Below are 20,525 nucleotides of genomic sequence, written 5' to 3' on the forward strand. Positions count from 1 at the left end.
ATCAACCTCTTTTTTTGCCTGTAACTTATCAGTTGTCTTCAAGCTGAGTTTTAATAGCTTGAGCTAACTGTTCAAAGCGAGACCTTAGCGGAGAGCCTGGTCGATACGCCAACACGATACTGCGTGAAGGAACCGGATTAGTAGCTGGGACATAACATACCCCATCTTTCTCTTTTTCTTTCGGTAACGACAACTCTGGCAACAAAGTAATGCCCGCGCCTGCGGCCACCATATTACGCAGGGTTTCTAAGCTGGTCGCTTTAAAGCGTTCATCGTCTTGCGCGCCAGCAGCAAAACAGAAGCCTAATGCTTGATCGCGTAAACAGTGCCCATCTCCAAGCGCCAGTACGGTTTTACCATTGAGCTCGAGCATATCAACTTGGTCTAGCTTGGCCCATTCATGGTCACAAGGCACTGCGATGCTCAGTGGCTCGTTGTAAACTTCAATCTCTTTGAACTGCGCGGTTTCCGCAACCGATGCCAACACCAAACAATCTAACTTACCATCTTCTAACTGACGAACCAGTTGATGAGTTTGTGCTTCATGCAAAAACAGCTCTAGATCAGGAAAAGCTTCTTTGAGCATAGGAATGATTTTCGGCAGTAGATAAGGACCTACGGTTGGAATAAAACCAATATGCATAGGACCAACCATTTCACCTGCTTGACCGCTTGCCATATCCTTGAAGGTTTTCACCTCTGACAGAATACGCTTAGCTTGATCGACCAGTTGTAAGCCCGCATCAGTGAACAGTACTCGGCGACTACTACGCTCTAAAAGTGCCGTGCCTAGCTCATCTTCCAATTTACGAATTTGACCACTTAGTGTTGGCTGACTGACAAAGCAAGCTTCTGCTGCTTTCCGGAAATGTTTGTGCTCAGCAAGCGCGACCAAATACTCAAAATCACGAATATTCATTACCTCTACTCCCCATCTTTAAGATAGAAATCATCTATCAAAACCATAACATTAAACGATTAGAGCTATCAAAGAATTTCTTCAATAATAAACCCATCGAGACAGAGCACAGTCACTACACTGATAAGACTCCATAATAAAATTAGAATAATCCGCTATTAAGGAAACCAATATGTTTGCATCTAAAGAAGGTCAAAACGTACCGCAAGTTACATTCCCGATTCGTCAAGGTGACGCATGGGTTAACGTCACCAGTGATGAGCTATTTAAAGATAAAACCGTGATTGTGTTTAGCTTGCCGGGCGCTTTCACTCCGACTTGTTCATCTAGCCATCTGCCGCGTTACAACGAGTTGTTCTCAGTTTTTAAAGACCACGGCGTTGATGAAATCATCTGTATGTCTGTTAACGATACTTTCGTAATGAATGCTTGGAAGTCAGACCAAGAAGCAGAAAACATCACTTTTATTCCGGATGGTAATGGCGAGTTCACTGACGGCATGGGTATGTTGGTTGACAAGAATGACCTAGGCTTTGGCAAACGCTCATGGCGTTACAGCATGCTAGTGAAAAATGGTGTGGTAGATAAGATGTTCATTGAACCAAACGAGCCGGGCGACCCGTTCAAAGTGTCTGATGCGGATACAATGCTTAAACACGTAGCACCAGAATTCAAAACTCAAGAATCGATTACCGTATTTAGTAAGCCGGGCTGTCCGTTCTGTGTCAAAGCTAAACAAGCACTGATTGACAACGACCTTCAATATGAAGAGATCATTCTAGGTAAAGATGCGACAACAGTAAGTCTGCGCGCTATTTCTGGCCGCACAACAGTGCCGCAAGTATTTATCGGTGGTAAGCATATTGGTGGCAGTGAAGAGCTAGATGCTTACTTAGCTCAATAGTAGCTGAGCAATAAATATTCAAGAAAAAAACGAGCTAAATAGCTCGTTTTTTTCGTCGTTCTTGCGGTTACTTTTCTGCAGCAATCACAGAGATTTCAACCAATAAAGCTTCACGTGCCATATCTGCGGTTACACATGCGCGAGCAGGTGCATGACCTTCCGGAACCCAAGCATCCCAAACAGCATTCATTTCTTGGAAATCTTTCATATCCTTGATGTAGATAGTCGCTGAAAGCATATGCTCTTTATCACTGCCCGCTTCTAGCAGTAACTCTTCAACCTTATCTAGCATGGTTTGAGTCTGTTCAGTAATGCCTTTAGTTGCGTCTGCACAAACTTGGCCACAAAGGTAGATAGTTCCATTGTGCTTTACAATACGGCTCATTCGTTGTTTGGTTTGTTGACGTTCGATCATGTTTATCACTTTGAGGTTAATTGAGATATGCTAAGACCTCGTATGTTACCGAATTAACCGCAATCATGACATGTAAATACTGCAAAAATAGTGACTGGTTCTGGAAGAAAATAGGCCGATGCCAACGCTGCATGGATCAGCTCACTGTCTTATCCGTGTTATGTTGGGTCGTATGGTGGTTCGCATTTCGTGACAACCCTCAGAGCATCGAGTCTATCGCGCTCATTATGGCAGGCTTTGCCTTCAACGGTTTGCTGTTCCTTCATCTCTGGATGCGATTTGTCATCTTGCCTTGGCGAAAGCGCAAAAAAAGAAACAATAGTTAAAACGGACTTGCTCAAAATAATCGGTGTCAGAGCAAGGAGGATAAAAAAACGAATCCTATGAGCATAGCTTGCCTATTTGATAGCTGGGCTGGCATTCCAGTGAGTTTTTTTGACAACGAAGCTATGGCATCGATTATGGAGAGCAAAAAAGAAAAAAGCCCCAAAACCAATTATGGTTTGGGGCCTTCTTAGATTCTTCTAAGAAAAAGCAGTGGTACTTTAATAGACCTGGCTTTTTCTTAATAGTTCCCAAAAACTTCGATCTTTTTTGATCTTTTATTTGGTTCTTTCTGAATCAGTTAGTTAGGCAACGTTTACCCGTGCTATTGCTTGCTCTGCAAGGTTCACTTCTAATGCCACCTCATCACATGCGTGTTGTCTTGGGCACTGGTCGCAATCTTTAAGCACTTTCTCAGGTAACAAGGACTTCGATGTTGGCAAGAAGGATTGCTTCATAAAGAACTCAGGAGTACGAGTAAGAACGAATACTTTCTTAATCGCCATCTGACGCGCCTTCTCAACCAGATACTGAACAATTGCGCTACCCTGCCCTTGACCTTGCCAGCCCGCTTCAACACCCAACGAGCGAACTTCTGCTAACCCTGAATCATAGACATACAAAGAGGCGCAGCCAGTAATTTCTCCATTGTGCTCTGCCACGGCAAAAGATCCGATATCACGCACTAACTCACTACGTGAACGTGGTAGATTTTCACCCATGTTCGCCCAATAAGCGACCATACCTTCTAAAGATTCGATATCGGTTAAACGAGCCGGACGCACATTCACTGCTGAAGCGTCGCGCTTAATCAGTCGGCCTTCGGCCTGTTCTACTGCGTAAGCAACCTGTTTTGGCGATACACCACCAAGCGCACTACGTTTTTCCAGGCAAGACTCGATGGTTAATATGTCGTAGACATCCTCTTCAATCACTGGTGAGAACTCTTTTAGCTCAGCAATCGAAAGTTCTTCTAGTGCACAACCTTTAGCTATCGCGCCAACAACCGCTACACCCACAATATGGTGCGCTTCACGGAACGGAATCTTTTTCGCGACGAGGTAATCTGCGAGTTCAGTGGCATTGGCATAGCCTTGCTTAGCCGCCTCTAGAGTACGCTCACCGTTGACCTTGATACCATCGAAACATAACGCTGCCATTTCCATACAGTCGTTCCAAGTATCTAGGGCATCAAACAAGCCTTCTTTGTCTTCTTGCATATCCTTGTTGTATGCAAGCGGCAAAGCCTTCACTGTCATCATCATGCCAGCTAGAGAGCCATAAACGCGCCCCGTTTTACCACGGATAAGCTCAAGAGCATCTGGGTTTTTCTTCTGCGGCATCAGTGAAGAACCCGACGTTACTGTATCGGCTAGCTCAATAAAATTGGATTCACCTGAATTGTAGAAGATCATATCTTCAGCAAGACGAGATAGATGCAACATTGAGATTGACGCCACTGACATCAGCTCCATCACATGATCACGATCTGACACTGAATCAAGCGAGTTACGAGTCGCACGACGGAAGCCAAGGTTATGGGCTACTTTTTCACGGTCGATTGGATACGCAGTACCCGCCAAGGCTCCAGAACCTAAAGGACACGTATCAAGACGAGTAATGGCATCTTCTAAACGTGAGTAGTCACGCTCAAACATTTCTACATAGGCGAGACACCAATGGGCAAATGTAACCGGCTGAGCACGCTGCAAGTGGGTGTAACCCGGTAAAACCGTGTCTTGATGCACTTTCGCCACTGACACCATTTGTGCTTGAAGACGATCAAGCGCCATCAATAACTGCTGACCTTGCTGACGACACCAGAGTTTTAGGTCGGTTGCCACCTGATCATTACGTGAACGCCCAGTGTGAAGCTTTTTACCAAGATCGCCCACTTTGCCAATTAACTGCTGCTCAACCCAAGAGTGGATGTCTTCCGCGTCTGAACGCAAGATTTGATGTGGGTCTTCCATCACTTCGAGCTTAAGCTCATTCAAAGCAAGCTCTAGTTTTTGCTGTTCTTGTTCCGTTAAAACATCAACAGAGAGTAAAGCCTTTGACCAAGCGATTGAACCCACGATATCTTGTTCAGCTAATCGGTAATCGAAGCGCAATGAGTCGTTAAAATCTTTGAATCTCGTATCTGCTGCTTGGGTAAATCTTCCGCCCCATAATGCCATCGCGTTTCTCCTGATTACCTGTGCTCACTAGTCGTGCCGGTTAGTAAAATTGCTTTCGTTAACTCTGAATTAGATTCAGTATTGTTTGATGGTTCAAAGTTACGGCAAATTAAATCAAAAATAAAGTATTAATTCACTTTTTTAACATATTTATTCAAAACCAATTTATTAAACTAACTCTCTTCTCTGAAAAGTAAAAAGCCCACTTGGTTAACCAAGTGGGCTCTAGATTTCTAATCGTTAGTGATTATTTCTTCTGACTATTCAGAGCACGGATACGACTTGATAGCGAGTAAAGGCGGATAAAGCCTTCAGCGTGGCTTTGGTCATAAACTTCATCTTCACCAAAGGTTGCAAACTCTTCACAGTAAAGGCTGTTGTCTGAACGCTTCTGAGTCACTGTCGCCTGACCTTTGTATAGCTTAACCACGACTTCACCATTCACGTCTTGGGCTAGCTCTTCTGATGCCGCCAGAATTGACTTACATAGCGGAGTAAACCAACGACCGTCATAAACTAGGTGAGAAGCTTTTACACCAAGCTCTTCACGGAACTCAAATGCAGTTTTATCTAGCACAAGCTGCTCTACTGCGCGAAGCGCTTCCATCATGATAGTGCCTCCCGGAGTTTCGTAACAACCACGAGACTTCATCCCTACTAGGCGGTTTTCAACGATATCGATACGTCCAACACCATGCTTCACACCTTTGTCATTCAGGTACACAAGTGCGTTGTACGGTGTCATGTTTTCACCATCAACACCTACCACTTCGCCTTTTTCAACTTTTAGCGTTACGAATTCCGCTTCATTAGGTGCTTGCTCTGGATCGACTGTCCATGCCCAGCAATCATCGTTTGGTGCATTCCAAGTGTCTTCTAACACACCACCTTCTGTCGAGATGTGCCAAGCATTCGCATCACGTGAATAAATTTTCGTTAACGATGCAGTACAAGGGATATTACGCTCAGCTAGGTAATCAAGACACTCTTCACGGCTGACAAGATCCCACTCACGCCAAGGGGCAATCACATGTAGGTCCGGTGCGAGTGCCGCAAATGCACCTTCAAAACGAACTTGGTCATTACCTTTACCGGTACAGCCATGACAAAGCGCATCAGCACCAACCTTACGTGCAACTTCCACTTGCGCTTTAGCAATGATTGGACGAGCCATTGAAGTACCTAGTAAGTACTTACCTTCGTAGTAAGCACCTGTTTTTAGAGTTGGGTAGATGTAGTCTGCCACCATCTCTTCTTTAAGGTCAGCAATGTAGCACTCCGATGCACCAGACGCTTTGGCTTTTTCTTCAATGCCTTCTAGCTCTTCCGCGCCTTGACCGACATCGGCGACGAAAGCAACCACTTCACAATCGTAATTCTCTTTTAGCCATGGAATGATCACTGATGTATCCAGACCGCCAGAATATGCGACAACTACTTTATTTACTTGAACTTTGCTCATTTTTCTTTCTCCAAATCCCGGCGCTGCGCGTGGCGGTCAGTGCTGCGGGTTACTTCCTGTTTAATCTATTTTTATCGCTCAACGCGCTATGCATTCAGCTCTAATTCTTTACTAACAACTACTGTGGTAAAAACTGGGTTCCAATGCTCTGTCCGGCAAATAGCTCGGCGAGCTTTTCTGGATAACGCCATGTTGCAACTTCAATTGGTCGACCCAAGTCATTAGCCGCTTCAAGTGCCGCGTTCACTTTGACAATCATGCCGTCAGTAATCACATGACCATTGATGAGGTTCTGCGCTTCTTTCTCATCAAGACTTTTGATTAAATGACCTTTGCCATCCAGTACACCGCTAACATCCGACAGTAGAACCAGTTCAGCATCTAAGGCTCCAGCCACAGCTACCGCCGCTTGGTCTGCATTGACATTCATCATCTGGCCTTGCTCGGTTAGGCCAATAGAGCTGATGATAGGTAGCGCGCCCGTTTGCAAAATTGCTTGCAACACGGTTGAGTCTCCTGGCGTCGCCTTACCTACTGCGCCTAATTCTGGGTCTAGCTCTTTGACATGACATAAGCCACCATCCGCTAAACTCAAACCAACTGCATTAAGGCCATCTTTGATCGCTTGGCCTTGCAGCATCTTGTTGGCTGTTCCGGCTAGCGCGCCTGCAATCACAGGGATTTGCTCATAAGGGGTTACGCGAAGACCTTCTTTCTTGATTGTCTCAAGTTGCAGCTTCGCCATTAGATCGTCCACCAGATAACCTCCACCGTGAACGATCACAATTCGTCGCTGAGCTTGCTTTTGGTATTGGGCAATAGCACCGAATACCTGGCTTAAAGTCTCAGAACACGACAGTGCAGCACCGCCTAATTTGATCACTAATGGAGTAAGTTTGTTATCTGTCATTACTTTTCCTTCTCTGCTCAGTTAAACAAGAGCAGTCAGCTCTGGAAATCCGTAGTGGATGTTTAAACATTGCATCGCTTGACTTGATGCACCTTTGAGCAAGTTGTCGATCGCTGAAACAACGATGACGTGCTCGCCTTGAACCTTCCAACCTAAATCGCAGAAAGGTGTATTTTCTACATCTTGAATATTCGGCAATGCTGACTCTAATAGACGCACTGCCGATTTGTTTTCATAAGCCGCGTTAAACGCAGTGTTAACTTGTTGTTCGGATGCACCAGCCACCAACTTGAGCGTAATAGTGGCGAGAATGCCACGCTTAAAATTGCCAAGATGCGGGGTAAAAATCACATCTGTGCCTAAGTGGCTAGCGATTTCCGGCTGATGACGATGATTAAATACACCGTATGGCTGTAAGCTGACCTCACAAAAACTATTGGTCATCGATGCTTTTCTGCCAGCACCGGAAACACCACTAGTGGCATTAATCACAGGCCATTGAGCCGTATCTACTAAACCCGCTTCGAGTAAAGGCTTAACCGCTAACTGTGAAGCTGTTGGGTAACAGCCTGGTACCGCAATAAGCTGACTCTGTTTAATCGCTTGTGCGTTCCATTCAGCCATTCCGTAGGCTGAGTTGTCTAACCAAGCATCATGCTGGTGTTCAAAACCATAAAACTCGCTGTAGAAGCCTTCTTTTTTAACGCGAAAGGCGCCAGACAAATCAAAGACCTGACAACCTTGCGCTAAAAACTGCGGCGCTAGGTCATGGCTTACTTCATGCGCAGTGGCAAGGAAAACCACATCCGTTTGATTAGCCACAGCTTCAACATCTTTGAGAGGAAGCACTGGTTGACTAATAATTCCGGCCAGCTTGCCGTGAAGCTGTGCGATGTCTTTACCTGCATCAAGGCTATTGGCGGAAACATATAAACCTGATAGCGTAAGTTCAGGGTGTTTATGTACCATCAAAGCAAGCTCTGCTCCGGTATAACCGCTTGCGCCTATGATTGTGGTTTTGAGCATCTCAGACATCCATTTCGAGTAAAAAACGTCATTTCGATAATGACTATAAATTTAAATTATTCAGCTCTTATTGGTTTTTTATTCAATAAAAGTGATTTAATATGTGTTTTACCTTCTTAGCCGAACTCTGTCAACAGGGAATGTAAACTAAATATGCAATTACCAAGTTTTATTGAGGTCTACAGCGGCCTGATTTCTACCTCTTCTATAAGCTCAACGGACTCCAGTTGGGATGAAGGCAACGCAAAAGTGATCGAAAAGTTAGCGACTTGGCTGAAAGACGTAGGCTTTGAAGTCAACTTAACTGAAGTAGAAGCGGGCAAATTTAACCTAATCGCCAAAAAAGGCTCTGGTGAAGGCGGACTGCTTTTGGCAGGGCACAGTGATACCGTACCGTTCGATGAAGGGCGCTGGAATTTCGAGCCTCACGCGTTGACGGAAGCGAACAACCGATTTTATGGCTTGGGTACAGCGGATATGAAAGGCTTTTTTGCCTTTATTATAGAAGCGGTTAAAAAAGTTGATTGGAGCAAACAGACCAAACCTCTCTATGTGCTTGCAACATGTGATGAAGAGACAACCATGCTCGGCGCACGCCACTTCACTGAGACAGCCCCATTTAAACCGGATTACTGCATCATCGGCGAACCAACTAGCCTAGTGCCGATTCGAGGCCATAAAGGTCATGTCGCCAATGCGGTGCGAGTAACCGGCAAATCGGGCCATTCATCTGATCCTGCTTTAGGGGTTAATGCTATCGAAATCATGCATGAGGTTCTATTTGCCTTAATGCAGCTACGCGTCAAGCTGATTAAAGAGTATCATCATCCAGGTTTTGCCATTCCTAGCCCGACGTTAAATCTAGGCCACATTCATGGTGGTGACAGCGCTAACCGTATCTGTGGCTGTTGTGAGCTGCATTACGATGTTCGTCCTTTGCCGGGAATCAGTCTAGATGGACTAGATAACATGCTGCGCGGCGCACTCAAAGAAATCGAAGCCAAGTGGCCGGGTAGAATCTCGATCACGCCGCTTCACGAGCCTATCCCCGGCTACGAATGTCAGCATGACCATCCATTTATCGGTGGTGTTGAAGAGATCTGTGGTACTAGTTCTGAAACAGTAAACTACTGTACTGAAGCCCCATTCTTGCAGCAGCTGTGCCCAACATTGGTTCTAGGCCCTGGCTCCATTGACCAAGCCCACCAGCCAGACGAGTTCCTCGCCTTTGAATTTATCGACCCAACCATAGATGTATTGTCGAAAGCGATGCATAAGTATTGTTTTTAAATACAGAGCGAGAACGGGCTACGCCCTATGGAGAACTGGAGAACTGGAGAACTGGAGAACTGGAGAACTAAAGTTGCTCCACTATGGTTAAGAATCAAGTCTAGTTTTCCAGAACGGCGAAGCCCGCTCCAGTTATCCAGTAGCGTAGCGATCCCGTTTTCTATAGGACGGAGTCCGTTCCCCTCCCATTCTGTAAGAAAATTTCAACATATTTAGTCATTATCATCACATGCAAAGCGTTACATTAGCTTGCACAATTATTGCAAACTTAGCCTACAGTATTTGACTCGAAGCGATATTTTTCGCTAGATTGTCTACCTAACAAGGAACATTGGATGTAATTTTTTTACAAGGCAGGAAGATAATGAACGAGAAATACTCTGCGCTCAGAAGCAATGTGAGCATGCTAGGACACTTGCTCGGTAACACCATCAAGGATGCACATGGTGACGTACTTCTAGAGAAAGTAGAAACCATTCGTAAACTTTCTAAGTCCGCCCTCGCAGGCAATCAACAAGACAGAGATAGCTTGATTGATGAGATTAAAAGCCTGCCAAATGAGCAATTAACCCCTGTTGCTCACGCATTCAACCAATTTCTCAACCTGACTAACATGGCAGAGCAGTACCATACCATCTCTCGCCACTGTGATGCTCATGTTTGTGAACCAGACGCAATTAACTCCCTATTCTCTAAACTTGCTCAAAATGACATTAGCAAGTTAGATACAGCGCAAGCAGTGCGCGAGCTTAATATTGAACTAGTACTGACAGCGCACCCGACCGAAATTACTCGTCGAACCATGATCCACAAGCTCGTGAAGATCAATAAGTGCTTATCTAAGTTAGAGCTTGGTGACCTTTCAGCGAAAGAGCGTCAGAAAACAGAACGCCGCCTAGAGCAATTGATTGCCCAAAGCTGGCACTCAGACACCATTCGTAAGCAACGACCAACGCCGCTTGATGAAGCGAAATGGGGCTTTGCTGTCGTCGAGAACTCACTTTGGGAAGCGGTACCTGACTTTTTGCGCGAACTTGATCAGCGCCTTGAAGGTTACCTTGGCGAAGGTCTGCCGATTGACGCGCGACCAGTGCATTTTTCTTCTTGGATGGGCGGTGACCGCGATGGCAACCCATTCGTAACGCATACCATTACTCGTGAAGTTCTGCTTCTTTCACGCTGGAAGGCGGCTGACCTTTACCTAAATGACATCAATGAGCTGGTTAGCGAACTGTCGATGACTCAGTGTAACGCTGCTGTGCGTTCTCTAGCTGGTGAAGATGAGCATGAACCTTACCGCGCTGTACTAAAAGAACTTCGCGCCCTGCTCAATGAAACCAAAGAGATCCTTGATGCGAAGATCCACGGTCAGAAACTAGCAGTAAAAGCGCCACTACAGCGCGTCGAGCAGCTTTGGGAACCGCTATACGCATGTTACCAATCTCTGCACGAGTGTGGCATGGGCATTATTGCTGACGGTTCACTGCTGGATACATTGCGCCGTATTAAAGCGTTCGGTGTCCACCTAGTTCGTCTCGATGTTCGCCAAGAGAGTACTCGTCACTCAGATGTCCTATCTGAGCTGACTCGCTACCTAGGCATTGGCGATTACGATCAGTGGAGTGAGCAAGACAAAGTTGCTTTCTTAACTAATGAATTGGCATCGAAGCGCCCGCTACTACCTAGAGACTGGCAACCGTCAGAAGCGGTTAAAGAAGTGCTCGATACTTGTAAAATCGTTGCTGCTCAGCCACGTGAAGCGTTTGGTGCTTATGTTATCTCAATGGCCCGTACAGCTTCTGATGTCCTTGCTGTTCACCTGCTATTGCAAGAATCAGGTTGCCCTTACCGCATGGACGTGTGTCCTCTGTTCGAAACACTCGATGACTTGAACAATGCTGAGTCGGTTATCAAGCAGCTGATGGGCATCGACCTATACCGTGGCTTTATCCAAAACCATCAAATGGTCATGATCGGCTACTCTGATTCAGCCAAAGATGCGGGCGTTATGTCGGCAGGTTGGGCTCAGTACCACGCAATGGAATCACTAGTTAAGGTAGCCGAAGAAGAAGGCGTTGAACTGACTCTATTCCACGGCCGTGGCGGTACTATCGGTCGTGGTGGTGCTCCTGCACACGCGGCACTACTATCTCAGCCACCGAAAAGCTTGAAAGGTGGTCTACGTGTTACTGAACAAGGTGAGATGATCCGCTTTAAACTTGGCCTTCCTGAAGTGGCGGTCAACAGCTTTAGCTTATACGCAAGTGCGATCCTCGAAGCGAACCTGCTGCCACCACCAGAGCCAAAGCAAGAATGGCGTGACTTGATGAACGTGCTGTCTGAAGTCAGTTGTGAAGCTTATCGCAATGTGGTCCGTGGTGAAGCAGACTTTGTTCCTTATTTCCGCCAAGCGACACCAGAGCTAGAACTGGGCAAACTGCCGTTAGGTTCAAGACCTGCAAAACGTAACCCGAAAGGCGGCGTAGAAAGCTTACGTGCAATCCCTTGGATCTTCTCATGGAGCCAAAACCGACTGGTACTTCCTGCTTGGCTTGGTGCCGGTGAAGCCATCCAGTATTCAGTAGATAAAGGGCATCAAGCGCTGTTAGAAGAGATGTGTCGTGAGTGGCCATTTTTCTCAACTCGCCTAGGTATGCTAGAAATGGTTTACACCAAGTGTAATCTAGAGATTTCTCGTTACTACGATGAGCGCTTGGTCGACAACAACTTACTTCCTCTTGGTGACCGCCTGCGCGAGCAGTTGCAAAAAGATATCAAGTCAGTACTTAACGTAGAAAACAACGAAAACTTGATGCAAAGCGACCCATGGGGCCAAGAGTCTATTCGTCTGCGTAACATCTATGTTGAGCCATTGAACATGCTTCAAGCTGAACTGCTCTATCGTACTCGCCAAGATGAACAGGCAGCGCCAGAACTGGAAGAAGCCTTAATGGTTACCATTGCCGGCATTGCGGCGGGTATGCGTAATACAGGCTAATTCTCCGCTGAATATAAAGAAGGTTGGTGTGAACTCACCAACCTTTTTTTATATCTTTCGGAGCATTTCTTATAGGAAGTAGAACCAGAGGTGAGACATTTATACTCAATCTGCAAAATAATTATCTAAATGTGATGCACTATTGAGATTTTTGTCAGTTTTTTGGGATATTTTGTCCTTCTATTCTACTTTATGCTTATTATTTAGATATACTACTTCACCGCTGTGGCGACTTATATAAAATCTACATGCTACAGCTCTTCGATACCTTAACTATCGATCCTAGGTGATAAACGGCTTTTTTAGGTGACATGACCAACATTGTTGGTGCCACTTTTTCTACTGATGATCAGTGCCATTAAGAAGCACGACAGAAATTAAGTGGTTGTATTTAGTAGTTTATTGACCATTTGGATTGAAGACATGTCATTACCACACGTTATCTTAACCGTTCTAAGCACACGCGATGCGACTGGATACGATATCACTAAAGAATTTTCAGCCACTATCGGCTATTTCTGGAAAGCGAGCCACCAGCAAGTTTATCGCGAGTTAAACAAGATGGCTCAAAACAACCTAGTAACCTGTGTACTAGAGCCTCAAGAAGGTAAACCAGATCGTAAAGTTTACTCTATTACTGATTCTGGTCGCACTGCACTAGGTGAATGGTTTGACCAACCAACCTCTCACCCAACCGTCCGTGACGAGTTTTCAGCCAAGCTTATGGCTTGTGCCGTACAGCCATCTGCGCCGTACCGCGCTCAACTGGCCGAGCTAGTTGAAGAATCGCGAAAACTGGTTGCTCACTACCAAGAAATCGAAAACGCGTACTACTCAACAACTGCGACGCTAGATAAGCAGCAACGTTTAGAGCGCCTAACGCTACGTAGAAACCTGCTTATCCGCCAAGCGTGGATTGAATGGGCTGAAGAAGTTCTAACTGAGCTTGATGCCCTAGGTTAAAAGAAGCGAAAAATATAGAGGGTTGGCACTTAGTGCCAACCCTCTTTGTTTTGGATAACTGGATAACTGGATAACTGGATAACTGGATAACTGGATAACTGGATAACTAAAATTAAGCCAATTAGTTAAGGAGTCAATCCTAGCTATCTAGCAGGGCGAAGTCCGTTCTATCTCCTATATCCCATCCCCGCCAATAAAGCTTTGTGAACGACCATTAAATTGTTGGTCCATATCCAAAGATGGCTTATCGGTCTTAGGTCTACCAACAATCTTAGCCGGGACCCCTGCCACTGTGGTATGAGCGGGAACAGCTTGAAGTACCACGGAACAAGAGCCAATCTTAGCCCCTTCTCCAACTTCAATATTACCGAGAATTTTCGCACCAGCGCCTATCATCACACCTTCACGGATTTTCGGGTGACGATCGCCGCACTCTTTACCAGTACCACCTAATGTCACGTCCTGTAGGATAGATACATCATTCTCTACAATGGCCGTTTCACCAATCACGATACCCGTGGCGTGGTCTAACATAATACCGCGACCAATCTTAGCCGCCGGGTGAATATCCACCTGACACGCGACTGAGATTTGGTTTTGTAGGTAAGTAGCGAGCGCAATACGCCCCTGCTTCCACAGCCAGTTTGCTACTCGATAGCCTTGCAAGGCGTGATAACCTTTCAAGTACAATAGTGGCATTGAATACATTGCCACAGCAGGATCTCGGTTTACCGTGGCACATATGTCACAAGCGGCAGCAGCGCTGATGCTAGGGTCAGAGTTTAGGGCTTCTTCAACCACTTCCCTGACCGCCATCGCTGGCATTGATGCAGTATTGAGCTTATTCGCTAAGATATAGCTTAACGCCGCGCTCAAACTATCATGCTTAATAATCGTGGCATGATAGAAGCTTGCTAACATTGGCTCTTGTTCAGAAAGCTCTCTTGCTTCCTTAACAATGGTTTGCCAAACCTTCTGTTTCTCACAATGTTTCATGAATTTTCCTAGTACTGAATCCCTAGTATCTAGATACAAAGTCCAGTGTTGCTATTGTTCTTTATGCTTCCGCTTTCTTATCGCGAGCGAGTAAATCTTTCGCCGCTAAGTTTGCATCCTTCCCTTGATACAATACTTGATATATTTGGTCAACAATTGGCATCTCAACACCCATACGCTCGGCTAATAGGTAAACCTCTTTAGTGTTGCGATAACCTTCAACAACTTGACCAATTTCATCTTGCGCAGTATCGACATCTTTACCCTGACCGAGAGCTAAACCAAAGCGACGGTTACGAGATTGGTTATCGGTACAGGTTAATACCAAATCCCCCAATCCTGCCATGCCCATAAAGGTCTCTGGCTGTGCACCTAGCGCAGCACCCAAACGGGTCATCTCTGCTAAACCGCGAGTGATCAAAGCCGTACGCGCATTGGCACCAAACCCAATGCCATCAGACATGCCTGCACCAATCGCAATCACGTTCTTAACTGCACCGCCTAATTGCATACCAATGAAGTCACTGTTTGCGTAGACACGAAAAGTTTTACTGCAATGGATTTTTTCTTGTAGATCAGCCACAAAGTCGTTGTCTGGTGACGCGACAGAAATCGCTGTCGGCATTCCCATTGCAAGCTCTTTCGCAAACGTAGGTCCAGATAAAACCGCCAGAGAGTAGCCTTCACCTAGCGCTTCATTCGCGACTTCTTTCAATAGGCGGCCAGTTTCTGGCTCTAGCCCTTTGGTTGCCCAACATATACGCGAGTCGTCTCTCAAGTGCGGTTTAACATTGTTTAGCACAATGCCAAACACATGACTTGGCACAACCACAAGCAGATCACGACTTGCTTGCACTGCCTTCTCAAGGTCAGACTCCACAATCAATGATTGAGGAAACTCAATTCCAGGTAGAAACTCGTGGTTGGCACGATCTGCTTCCAGACGAGCCATATGCTCAGGTTCATGGCCCCAAATTACTACGTTGGCACCATTACGTGCTAAAGAGATAGCAAGCGAAGTACCGTAGGAACCGGCACCAAGTACGGTCATTGCAATTTCTTTCCCGTAGGCATTGTTGGTCTTATCTTTCATTATTCCGCCTGATTGTCATTAGGGTGACTAGAATCTTGCCATTGATATTTAGCATCGATACCAAATATCAGTGGCAAGAATCCAATCCTATAAACAAAAAATGCACATCGCATCAAATAGAGACGCTCTGTGCATTTTATACCGCACCTCTGTTACACAGAGGAATCAGTCATTACGCTTCAGCTTCACCTTCTTGCTGAGCTTGCTGCTGTAGGTAGTTCATAAACAGAGCATCAAAGTTAACTGGTGCAAGGTTTAGTTGTGGGAACGTACCTTTAACCACTAGGCTTGAGATAGTTTCGCGAGCGTAAGGGAATAGGATGTTCGGGCAGAATGCACCTAGGCAATGTGCTAGTTGCCCAGCTTCCATCTTATCTGCAGTAAAGATACCACCTTGTTGCACTTCACATAGGAACGCAGTCTCTTCAGCGTTCTTAACTGTTACAGTCAGACGTAGAACAACTTCGTATACACCTTCACCTAGTTCACGGCTTTGAGTGTCTAGATCTAGCTTAACATCTGGATTCCACTCTTTTTGGAACATATCTGGTGAGTTTGGCGCTTCGAAAGATACGTCTTTAAGGAAGATACGTTGAATTGCGAAGTTTTGTGCTTCTTGTTGTGGTGCTGCTTCAGCCATTTTAAAAATCCTTTAATCCTGCGATAAATAGTCTGATTGGAGACTAACTGAGAGAGCTTGCTATGACTAGGGTTCCAATGAATTTCGTGGAACTCTTCACATCTCTCTAAAACAAACGCCGATTTTTCAATCAGCGTTTAAGGCATTCGGTGTTTGAATTACTTCTTACCTTTAACTAAAGGCATGTTTGCTTCACTCCAAGCAATCAAACCATTTTTAAGCAGACTTACATTTTCAAAGCCCGCTTTAGCAAGAAGGTTAGCGCTCTCTTGAGCCGTTTGACCTGTCTTACACACTACAATGATTGGGTCTGATTTGTGGTTTTCAAGGCTTCCGAAGTTACCTGCTTTGATATCAGACGGCAAAATGTGAAGTGCATCGGTAATGTGACCTTTACGGAACTCATCTTTACTGCGGATATCAACAACAACACCACTTTCACGGTTCATTAGCTGAGTAGTTTGTGCTGCAGTGATTTCTTTATATGCAGCTGTCGTTGATTTAAAGATATTCATGATAAGGGCGACTAGTAAACCAACCCATACCAGAGAAAGAATCATGTTCTCTTGAAAAAATGCGATGTACTCTTGCATGTCCTGTGCTCTTTGATAATAGAGCTGCAGCTTCAAAAATGAAGGGAATAGCAGCTCTAGACTAAAAATTTAGATTGGAAGTATAGCGAGGATACTATCGCAAGGCGAGAATCACCTTACGATATTCGTACATATTACTCGCTTTCTCTATTGCGAAAAGCGAAGCGAACCAGAACTATAGCTACACCTAGTATTCCTCCCAACAGTGTAGCTAATACACATATTAGAACGCGCTTTGGCCCAGCCTTCTCTTCAGGTACAACAGCAGGGTCAATGGTTTTAAACGCAAACTCTTCTTTTACTTCAGCTAACATCAAGGTTTTTGTTTGCTCCTCGATTAGCTGATAAAAAATCGCCTGCATATCGACTATTTTAGTGCGTTCTAACTGCCGTTCTAAATACTCAATATTACGGTTAGTTTCTGACAAAGACTCCTGCTTCATCCACAAATTAAGCTCCTGTACTAACCACTGTGTCCATTGTTGGGCAACATGTGGAGATAAATGAGTAATACCAACCGTTACAATTCCAGTATTTTTTGCTTCAGATACAGTCAAAATTTTACTAAACGCTTTATATGCTTCCCAATTTGATGGTTTGAGTGATACTTCCGGTTTATCGGGGTCATTCAACCAACTAACTCCATCATATAACTCAGGGTCCAAAACAAGCTTATTTGTTTTTTTATCCCACGATTCTGACGCCATAAGAATAGGCAGAATCGCATACTTTTCGATGAAAGAGTTGATAAACTTCCGTGATTCAAGTGTCGCTAAAGAAAGCGATTTTTCATCTGTATTGCCACCACCAACATTGATGCCAGCTAAGGACGCTAAGCCACCAAATTGGCTCGCCATTGCGGCCAAACCACCTGATTTTTCACCATTAGCCGCCACTAATGTCGCCGTTGCCTGATAAGTATTAGGCTTCGACAAGGCAAACAACACACCAGCGATAGAAAACAACACAGTAGTGGTAATAACTGTCCACTTTCCTTGCCATAGAGCACTAAGTATTTCTCTAAGGTCTATTTCATCTGGCGCGACAGGGTAGTCTTGCACCTGTGTAAAATGACCATCATGTAGAATCGGTTTGTTCATAATTATTTCGTCATTCGATGCTCTCTAGTATTAGAGAGCATCCCTATTAATTTTTAACTGCACTCCAAGCTACACCGATTTGATACAGTATTTGGGTAGCCGAAGTTAATGTGCTTAAGCCGTCAAGATAATCGGTATCCAGAGGGACTATAATGGTATCCCCTGGCTCCAAAGGTTGAGATTTACGGCTAAACCAGAATGAGCTATTTGGTAGCATAACGGAACCATCAGCACGAACAACATAGATCCGATCTGTATCTGCTTGCTTTTTAGTTCCACCAGCAGAGGATATGTAATCTTCAATTGTCATGTTCGGAGTAAATGTATGATTGGAAGAAAACTGCACTTCTCCCATCACACTGACTATAGGCTGCTTAGCGGGAATATAGAGTTTATCCCCTTTCTCCAGCATTAGATCAGCATTGAGGTTTCCTGCTAAAGCTTCAGGTAAGTTAATCACCAGTCTGCCAATTGCTTCTGCAGATGATAGTTCATCAGCGATTTTCATAGCCTCAGTCGGGCTGGTGGTATAGGTTGCACTCGCATTTTGACGACGTAAAGAAAGGTTAGCGATCTCTTGCTTTAACTGTAGGTTAAGCAACTTCAATCGTTCTTCTTCTTGGCGACGTAAACTTTCGCGACTAAAAACAGCTCCTGGCAGGTATGCATATTGAGTCAAACCACCCGCACGCTCAATCACATCTTGGATCGTTTCGCCTCTCTGGAAAGTATAAGTTCCTGGAAAGACTACTTCCCCTTGCAACTCTATGCTATTACCTCGTTGCCAATTTGGTTGAGTCTTCACGATTATACGGTCTTGAGGTTTAACCTCTAACTCGCGTTGACCATCGATCACTTCTTGTGGCGAAAACTCTATATGGCTGACCACATAGTCATCTTTCTTCTTTTCAGAACGACTCAATTCTGCACTGTATAGAAATGCTTGCTCAGCAAAGCCTCCAGTAGCGGCAATTATCCTATCAAAGCTGGAGTTTTCTGCTAAAGGGTAGACTCCTGGATACTTAACGGCACCAGAAATTTCGAAAATTTTCGCTTGTTCATTTAGGCTCGCTTGAGACTTTAATCGCTCAATAATCGGTTTAAGCAGCGACTCTCGGCTAGAGAGCTTGAACTCATCAGCCACCGCAAATTCATCGATGTCAGAAATAGCTAACTCTTGCGCCACCTCTTTTTCGACCAGAGCACCAGTTTGAGCATCTACCTTAGATACTCTTTTTGATGAGTTCTCAGAGTCCTTAAAGCGATTTGGAGATTCAGCTCTTTTACGGCTATTTGACTTATCTTCGCGATACCAATAATTAACATCTATACCGTTGTCGAAGACAAAAATCTGATCACCTTTTTGCAATTCAAAATTGTCTGGCGCTGTCGGGTTATCAATTAAGTTCTGCAACTGGAACTGCCACACTTCAATATTACTTGAATTGGAGACTTCTCTCACGAGTAGCGAGTATGAGAGATCGGCATTTTCCTTTAGGTCATCACGGCTAATGACATCACTGATCTTTAACCCAGATTGATATTGATAAGCCCCTTGACGAAACAATTCACCACGGAGTGCAATTGCATTCTTTATATTCTTACCGGTTGGTAATAGAACAATGTCATCGCCAGATTTAATTTTAATGGCTTTGCCTTTTGACTGAGAAAGATCGAATGTTAAAGGTTGAACACCAGTCTCAGTTTGTCGCTTAATCGTCACTTTTGACAGGTAAGCCGTCGGAAGTGCACCACCTGCAATTTCGACTAAATCTTGCAAAGTTTCGTCAGACTTAAGCTCATAATAAGCTGGGCGTAACACTTCTCCACTAATAGAAACACTTGATTTCTTAGTCGGGATAAGAATTGTATCCCCAGACTGGAGACGTATGTCATTGCTTGAGTCTCCCCTAACAATCAAATCATAGGCATCAAAGTGTATTGTCTTCTTACCAGGGTGTTTAACTTGGATATCTCGTAAGCTACCTGACAGGTTTATCCCTCCAGCTGCAACTAGCACCTGAGACAACGTTGTTAGGCCATTAACATTGTATGCTCCTGGTTGTTTCACATCACCAGTAACAAATACCTGAATCGCCCGCATTTCACTTAGAGAAACGACTGCATCAACCCCGATCGCTTTGCGCTTGGTTAACGAATTGACATAATTCCTAAGCTCTTCAAATGATTGGCCTGCAACATATTCAGGGCCAAACTCTGGAATCGTAATTTTTCCTTCGCGGTCCACTTTTAGCTTGTAATCATTATACGATTTACCAAACAGTTGTAGCCGAATAACATCACCAGGTGCAATTTTATAGTTGAGAGGAACTGGCAGATTATCGACCGGAGTAAAGTCTAACGCTTCACCTGAAAAAAAGTTGTAACCAAAATGTGGCAGTGAATCTTCTGGTTTCGTAGATTGAGTTGGCAATGGTTTAGGCTGCTGCTCTGTGGTTACACGTTCCGGCGCTTTAGGTTCATTTAACTTTTCATCTGAGGCCGCTGTTTGCGACGAAGTAAATGATGAAACATCCACTCCCATTTGTCTCGCTAACTGCTCTTGCTGAGCCTTAGGCAATGACTGGAATTGAGCGATTTGCGCCGCTGTTGGTGTCGCTGCAGAAACTAGTGTGCTAGATAGCGACATAAGCCCAAGCACAGTTAGTTTGCCGATTGATTTTATTGATTTACTCATCTGTCTATTTGCTT

Annotated in this window: 17 protein-coding genes; 5 read left to right on the forward strand and 12 right to left on the reverse strand. The window is 44.8% G+C overall.

The window, feature by feature from the left end; all coding sequences use genetic code 11:
• Positions 1-28: 28 nt before the first annotated feature.
• Positions 29-919, reverse strand: coding sequence for a DNA-binding transcriptional regulator OxyR (oxyR, locus tag IX91_RS13910; RefSeq protein ID WP_004743294.1), 891 nt, complete (start codon positions 917-919; stop codon positions 29-31).
• 172 nt (positions 920-1,091) lie between these two features.
• Between oxyR and IX91_RS13915 the strand changes: the two genes are divergently transcribed.
• Positions 1,092-1,823 (forward strand): glutathione peroxidase, encoded by a 732-nt coding sequence (locus IX91_RS13915; RefSeq protein ID WP_004743293.1) that lies wholly within the window; start codon positions 1,092-1,094, stop codon positions 1,821-1,823.
• A gap of 67 nt (positions 1,824-1,890) precedes the next feature.
• Here IX91_RS13915 and IX91_RS13920 read toward each other — a convergent pair whose 3' ends face one another.
• Positions 1,891-2,238 carry a RidA family protein gene (locus IX91_RS13920; RefSeq protein WP_004743292.1) on the reverse strand — a complete coding sequence of 116 codons (348 nt, stop codon included), beginning with the start codon at positions 2,236-2,238 and terminating at the stop codon, positions 1,891-1,893.
• A gap of 65 nt (positions 2,239-2,303) precedes the next feature.
• On the opposite strand from IX91_RS13920, the gene IX91_RS13925 reads away from it, so the two are divergent.
• A complete protein-coding gene (locus IX91_RS13925) occupies positions 2,304-2,564 on the forward strand; it encodes a DUF3624 domain-containing protein (protein ID WP_038197095.1) in 261 nt (86 codons plus the stop codon).
• A 303-nt stretch (positions 2,565-2,867) separates the two neighbouring features.
• Here the strand turns inward: IX91_RS13925 and argH are convergent, their stop codons facing one another.
• The 4 genes from argH to argC all read right to left on the reverse strand — a co-directional run bounded on the left by argH (position 2,868) and on the right by argC (position 8,140).
• On the reverse strand, positions 2,868-4,742 hold the full coding sequence (argH, locus tag IX91_RS13930; RefSeq protein ID WP_004743289.1) for an argininosuccinate lyase: 1,875 nt from the start codon (positions 4,740-4,742) through the stop codon (positions 2,868-2,870).
• 247 nt (positions 4,743-4,989) lie between these two features.
• Complete coding sequence (locus IX91_RS13935; protein WP_004743288.1) at positions 4,990-6,204, reverse strand: argininosuccinate synthase; 1,215 nt, start codon at positions 6,202-6,204, stop codon at positions 4,990-4,992.
• Positions 6,205-6,322: 118 nt separating this feature from the next.
• A complete protein-coding gene (argB, locus tag IX91_RS13940; protein WP_004743287.1) occupies positions 6,323-7,114 on the reverse strand; it encodes an acetylglutamate kinase in 792 nt (263 codons plus the stop codon).
• Between the two features lie 21 nt (positions 7,115-7,135).
• Positions 7,136-8,140 carry an N-acetyl-gamma-glutamyl-phosphate reductase gene (gene argC / locus IX91_RS13945; protein WP_004743286.1) on the reverse strand — a complete coding sequence of 335 codons (1,005 nt, stop codon included), beginning with the start codon at positions 8,138-8,140 and terminating at the stop codon, positions 7,136-7,138.
• A 153-nt stretch (positions 8,141-8,293) separates the two neighbouring features.
• On the opposite strand from argC, the gene argE reads away from it, so the two are divergent.
• The 3 genes from argE to IX91_RS13960 all read left to right on the forward strand — a co-directional run bounded on the left by argE (position 8,294) and on the right by IX91_RS13960 (position 13,391).
• Complete coding sequence (argE, locus tag IX91_RS13950; RefSeq protein ID WP_004743285.1) at positions 8,294-9,430, forward strand: acetylornithine deacetylase; 1,137 nt, start codon at positions 8,294-8,296, stop codon at positions 9,428-9,430.
• A gap of 364 nt (positions 9,431-9,794) precedes the next feature.
• Entirely contained in the window at positions 9,795-12,428 is a 2,634-nt protein-coding gene (gene ppc, locus IX91_RS13955; protein ID WP_004743284.1) for a phosphoenolpyruvate carboxylase, read from the forward strand.
• A 423-nt stretch (positions 12,429-12,851) separates the two neighbouring features.
• Positions 12,852-13,391, forward strand: coding sequence for a PadR family transcriptional regulator (locus IX91_RS13960; protein ID WP_004743283.1), 540 nt, complete (start codon positions 12,852-12,854; stop codon positions 13,389-13,391).
• A gap of 174 nt (positions 13,392-13,565) precedes the next feature.
• Here IX91_RS13960 and cysE read toward each other — a convergent pair whose 3' ends face one another.
• The 6 genes from cysE to IX91_RS13990 form a co-directional block, all read right to left on the reverse strand.
• Positions 13,566-14,387 (reverse strand): serine O-acetyltransferase, encoded by an 822-nt coding sequence (gene cysE / locus IX91_RS13965; protein WP_004743282.1) that lies wholly within the window; start codon positions 14,385-14,387, stop codon positions 13,566-13,568.
• A gap of 61 nt (positions 14,388-14,448) precedes the next feature.
• Positions 14,449-15,480 (reverse strand): NAD(P)H-dependent glycerol-3-phosphate dehydrogenase, encoded by a 1,032-nt coding sequence (gene gpsA / locus IX91_RS13970; protein ID WP_004743281.1) that lies wholly within the window; start codon positions 15,478-15,480, stop codon positions 14,449-14,451.
• A gap of 172 nt (positions 15,481-15,652) precedes the next feature.
• Positions 15,653-16,120, reverse strand: a complete 468-nt coding sequence (gene secB / locus IX91_RS13975) for a protein-export chaperone SecB (RefSeq protein ID WP_004743280.1) — start codon at positions 16,118-16,120, stop codon at positions 15,653-15,655.
• A gap of 158 nt (positions 16,121-16,278) precedes the next feature.
• Positions 16,279-16,713 carry a rhodanese-like domain-containing protein gene (locus IX91_RS13980; RefSeq protein WP_004743279.1) on the reverse strand — a complete coding sequence of 145 codons (435 nt, stop codon included), beginning with the start codon at positions 16,711-16,713 and terminating at the stop codon, positions 16,279-16,281.
• Between the two features lie 134 nt (positions 16,714-16,847).
• Positions 16,848-17,813, reverse strand: a complete 966-nt coding sequence (locus IX91_RS13985) for a Wzz/FepE/Etk N-terminal domain-containing protein (RefSeq protein ID WP_004743278.1) — start codon at positions 17,811-17,813, stop codon at positions 16,848-16,850.
• Between the two features lie 46 nt (positions 17,814-17,859).
• A complete protein-coding gene (locus IX91_RS13990; protein ID WP_004743277.1) occupies positions 17,860-20,511 on the reverse strand; it encodes an SLBB domain-containing protein in 2,652 nt (883 codons plus the stop codon).
• Between the last annotated feature and the right edge of the window lie 14 nt (positions 20,512-20,525).

Origin of the sequence: Vibrio tubiashii ATCC 19109 (genome assembly GCF_000772105.1) — a bacterium.
GTDB classification, from domain to species: Bacteria; Pseudomonadota; Gammaproteobacteria; order Enterobacterales; family Vibrionaceae; genus Vibrio; species Vibrio tubiashii.

Bases quoted from the DNA above. Each gene is read 5' to 3' on its own strand.
- argB (WP_004743287.1), bottom strand. From the start codon at position 7,114: ATGACAGATAACAAACTTACTCCATTAGTGATCAAATTAGGCGGTGCT.
- argH (WP_004743289.1), bottom strand. From the start codon at position 4,742: ATGGCATTATGGGGCGGAAGATTTACCCAAGCAGCAGATACGAGATTC.
- IX91_RS13980 (WP_004743279.1), bottom strand. From the start codon at position 16,713: ATGCAAGAGTACATCGCATTTTTTCAAGAGAACATGATTCTTTCTCTG.
- gpsA (WP_004743281.1), bottom strand. From the start codon at position 15,480: ATGAAAGATAAGACCAACAATGCCTACGGGAAAGAAATTGCAATGACC.
- IX91_RS13960 (WP_004743283.1), top strand. From the start codon at position 12,852: ATGTCATTACCACACGTTATCTTAACCGTTCTAAGCACACGCGATGCG.
- oxyR (WP_004743294.1), bottom strand. From the start codon at position 919: ATGAATATTCGTGATTTTGAGTATTTGGTCGCGCTTGCTGAGCACAAA.
- argE (WP_004743285.1), top strand. From the start codon at position 8,294: ATGCAATTACCAAGTTTTATTGAGGTCTACAGCGGCCTGATTTCTACC.
- IX91_RS13925 (WP_038197095.1), top strand. From the start codon at position 2,304: ATGACATGTAAATACTGCAAAAATAGTGACTGGTTCTGGAAGAAAATA.
- IX91_RS13915 (WP_004743293.1), top strand. From the start codon at position 1,092: ATGTTTGCATCTAAAGAAGGTCAAAACGTACCGCAAGTTACATTCCCG.
- IX91_RS13985 (WP_004743278.1), bottom strand. From the start codon at position 17,813: ATGAACAAACCGATTCTACATGATGGTCATTTTACACAGGTGCAAGAC.
- ppc (WP_004743284.1), top strand. From the start codon at position 9,795: ATGAACGAGAAATACTCTGCGCTCAGAAGCAATGTGAGCATGCTAGGA.
- cysE (WP_004743282.1), bottom strand. From the start codon at position 14,387: ATGAAACATTGTGAGAAACAGAAGGTTTGGCAAACCATTGTTAAGGAA.
- argC (WP_004743286.1), bottom strand. From the start codon at position 8,140: ATGCTCAAAACCACAATCATAGGCGCAAGCGGTTATACCGGAGCAGAG.
- IX91_RS13935 (WP_004743288.1), bottom strand. From the start codon at position 6,204: ATGAGCAAAGTTCAAGTAAATAAAGTAGTTGTCGCATATTCTGGCGGT.
- IX91_RS13990 (WP_004743277.1), bottom strand. From the start codon at position 20,511: ATGAGTAAATCAATAAAATCAATCGGCAAACTAACTGTGCTTGGGCTT.
- IX91_RS13920 (WP_004743292.1), bottom strand. From the start codon at position 2,238: ATGATCGAACGTCAACAAACCAAACAACGAATGAGCCGTATTGTAAAG.
- secB (WP_004743280.1), bottom strand. From the start codon at position 16,120: ATGGCTGAAGCAGCACCACAACAAGAAGCACAAAACTTCGCAATTCAA.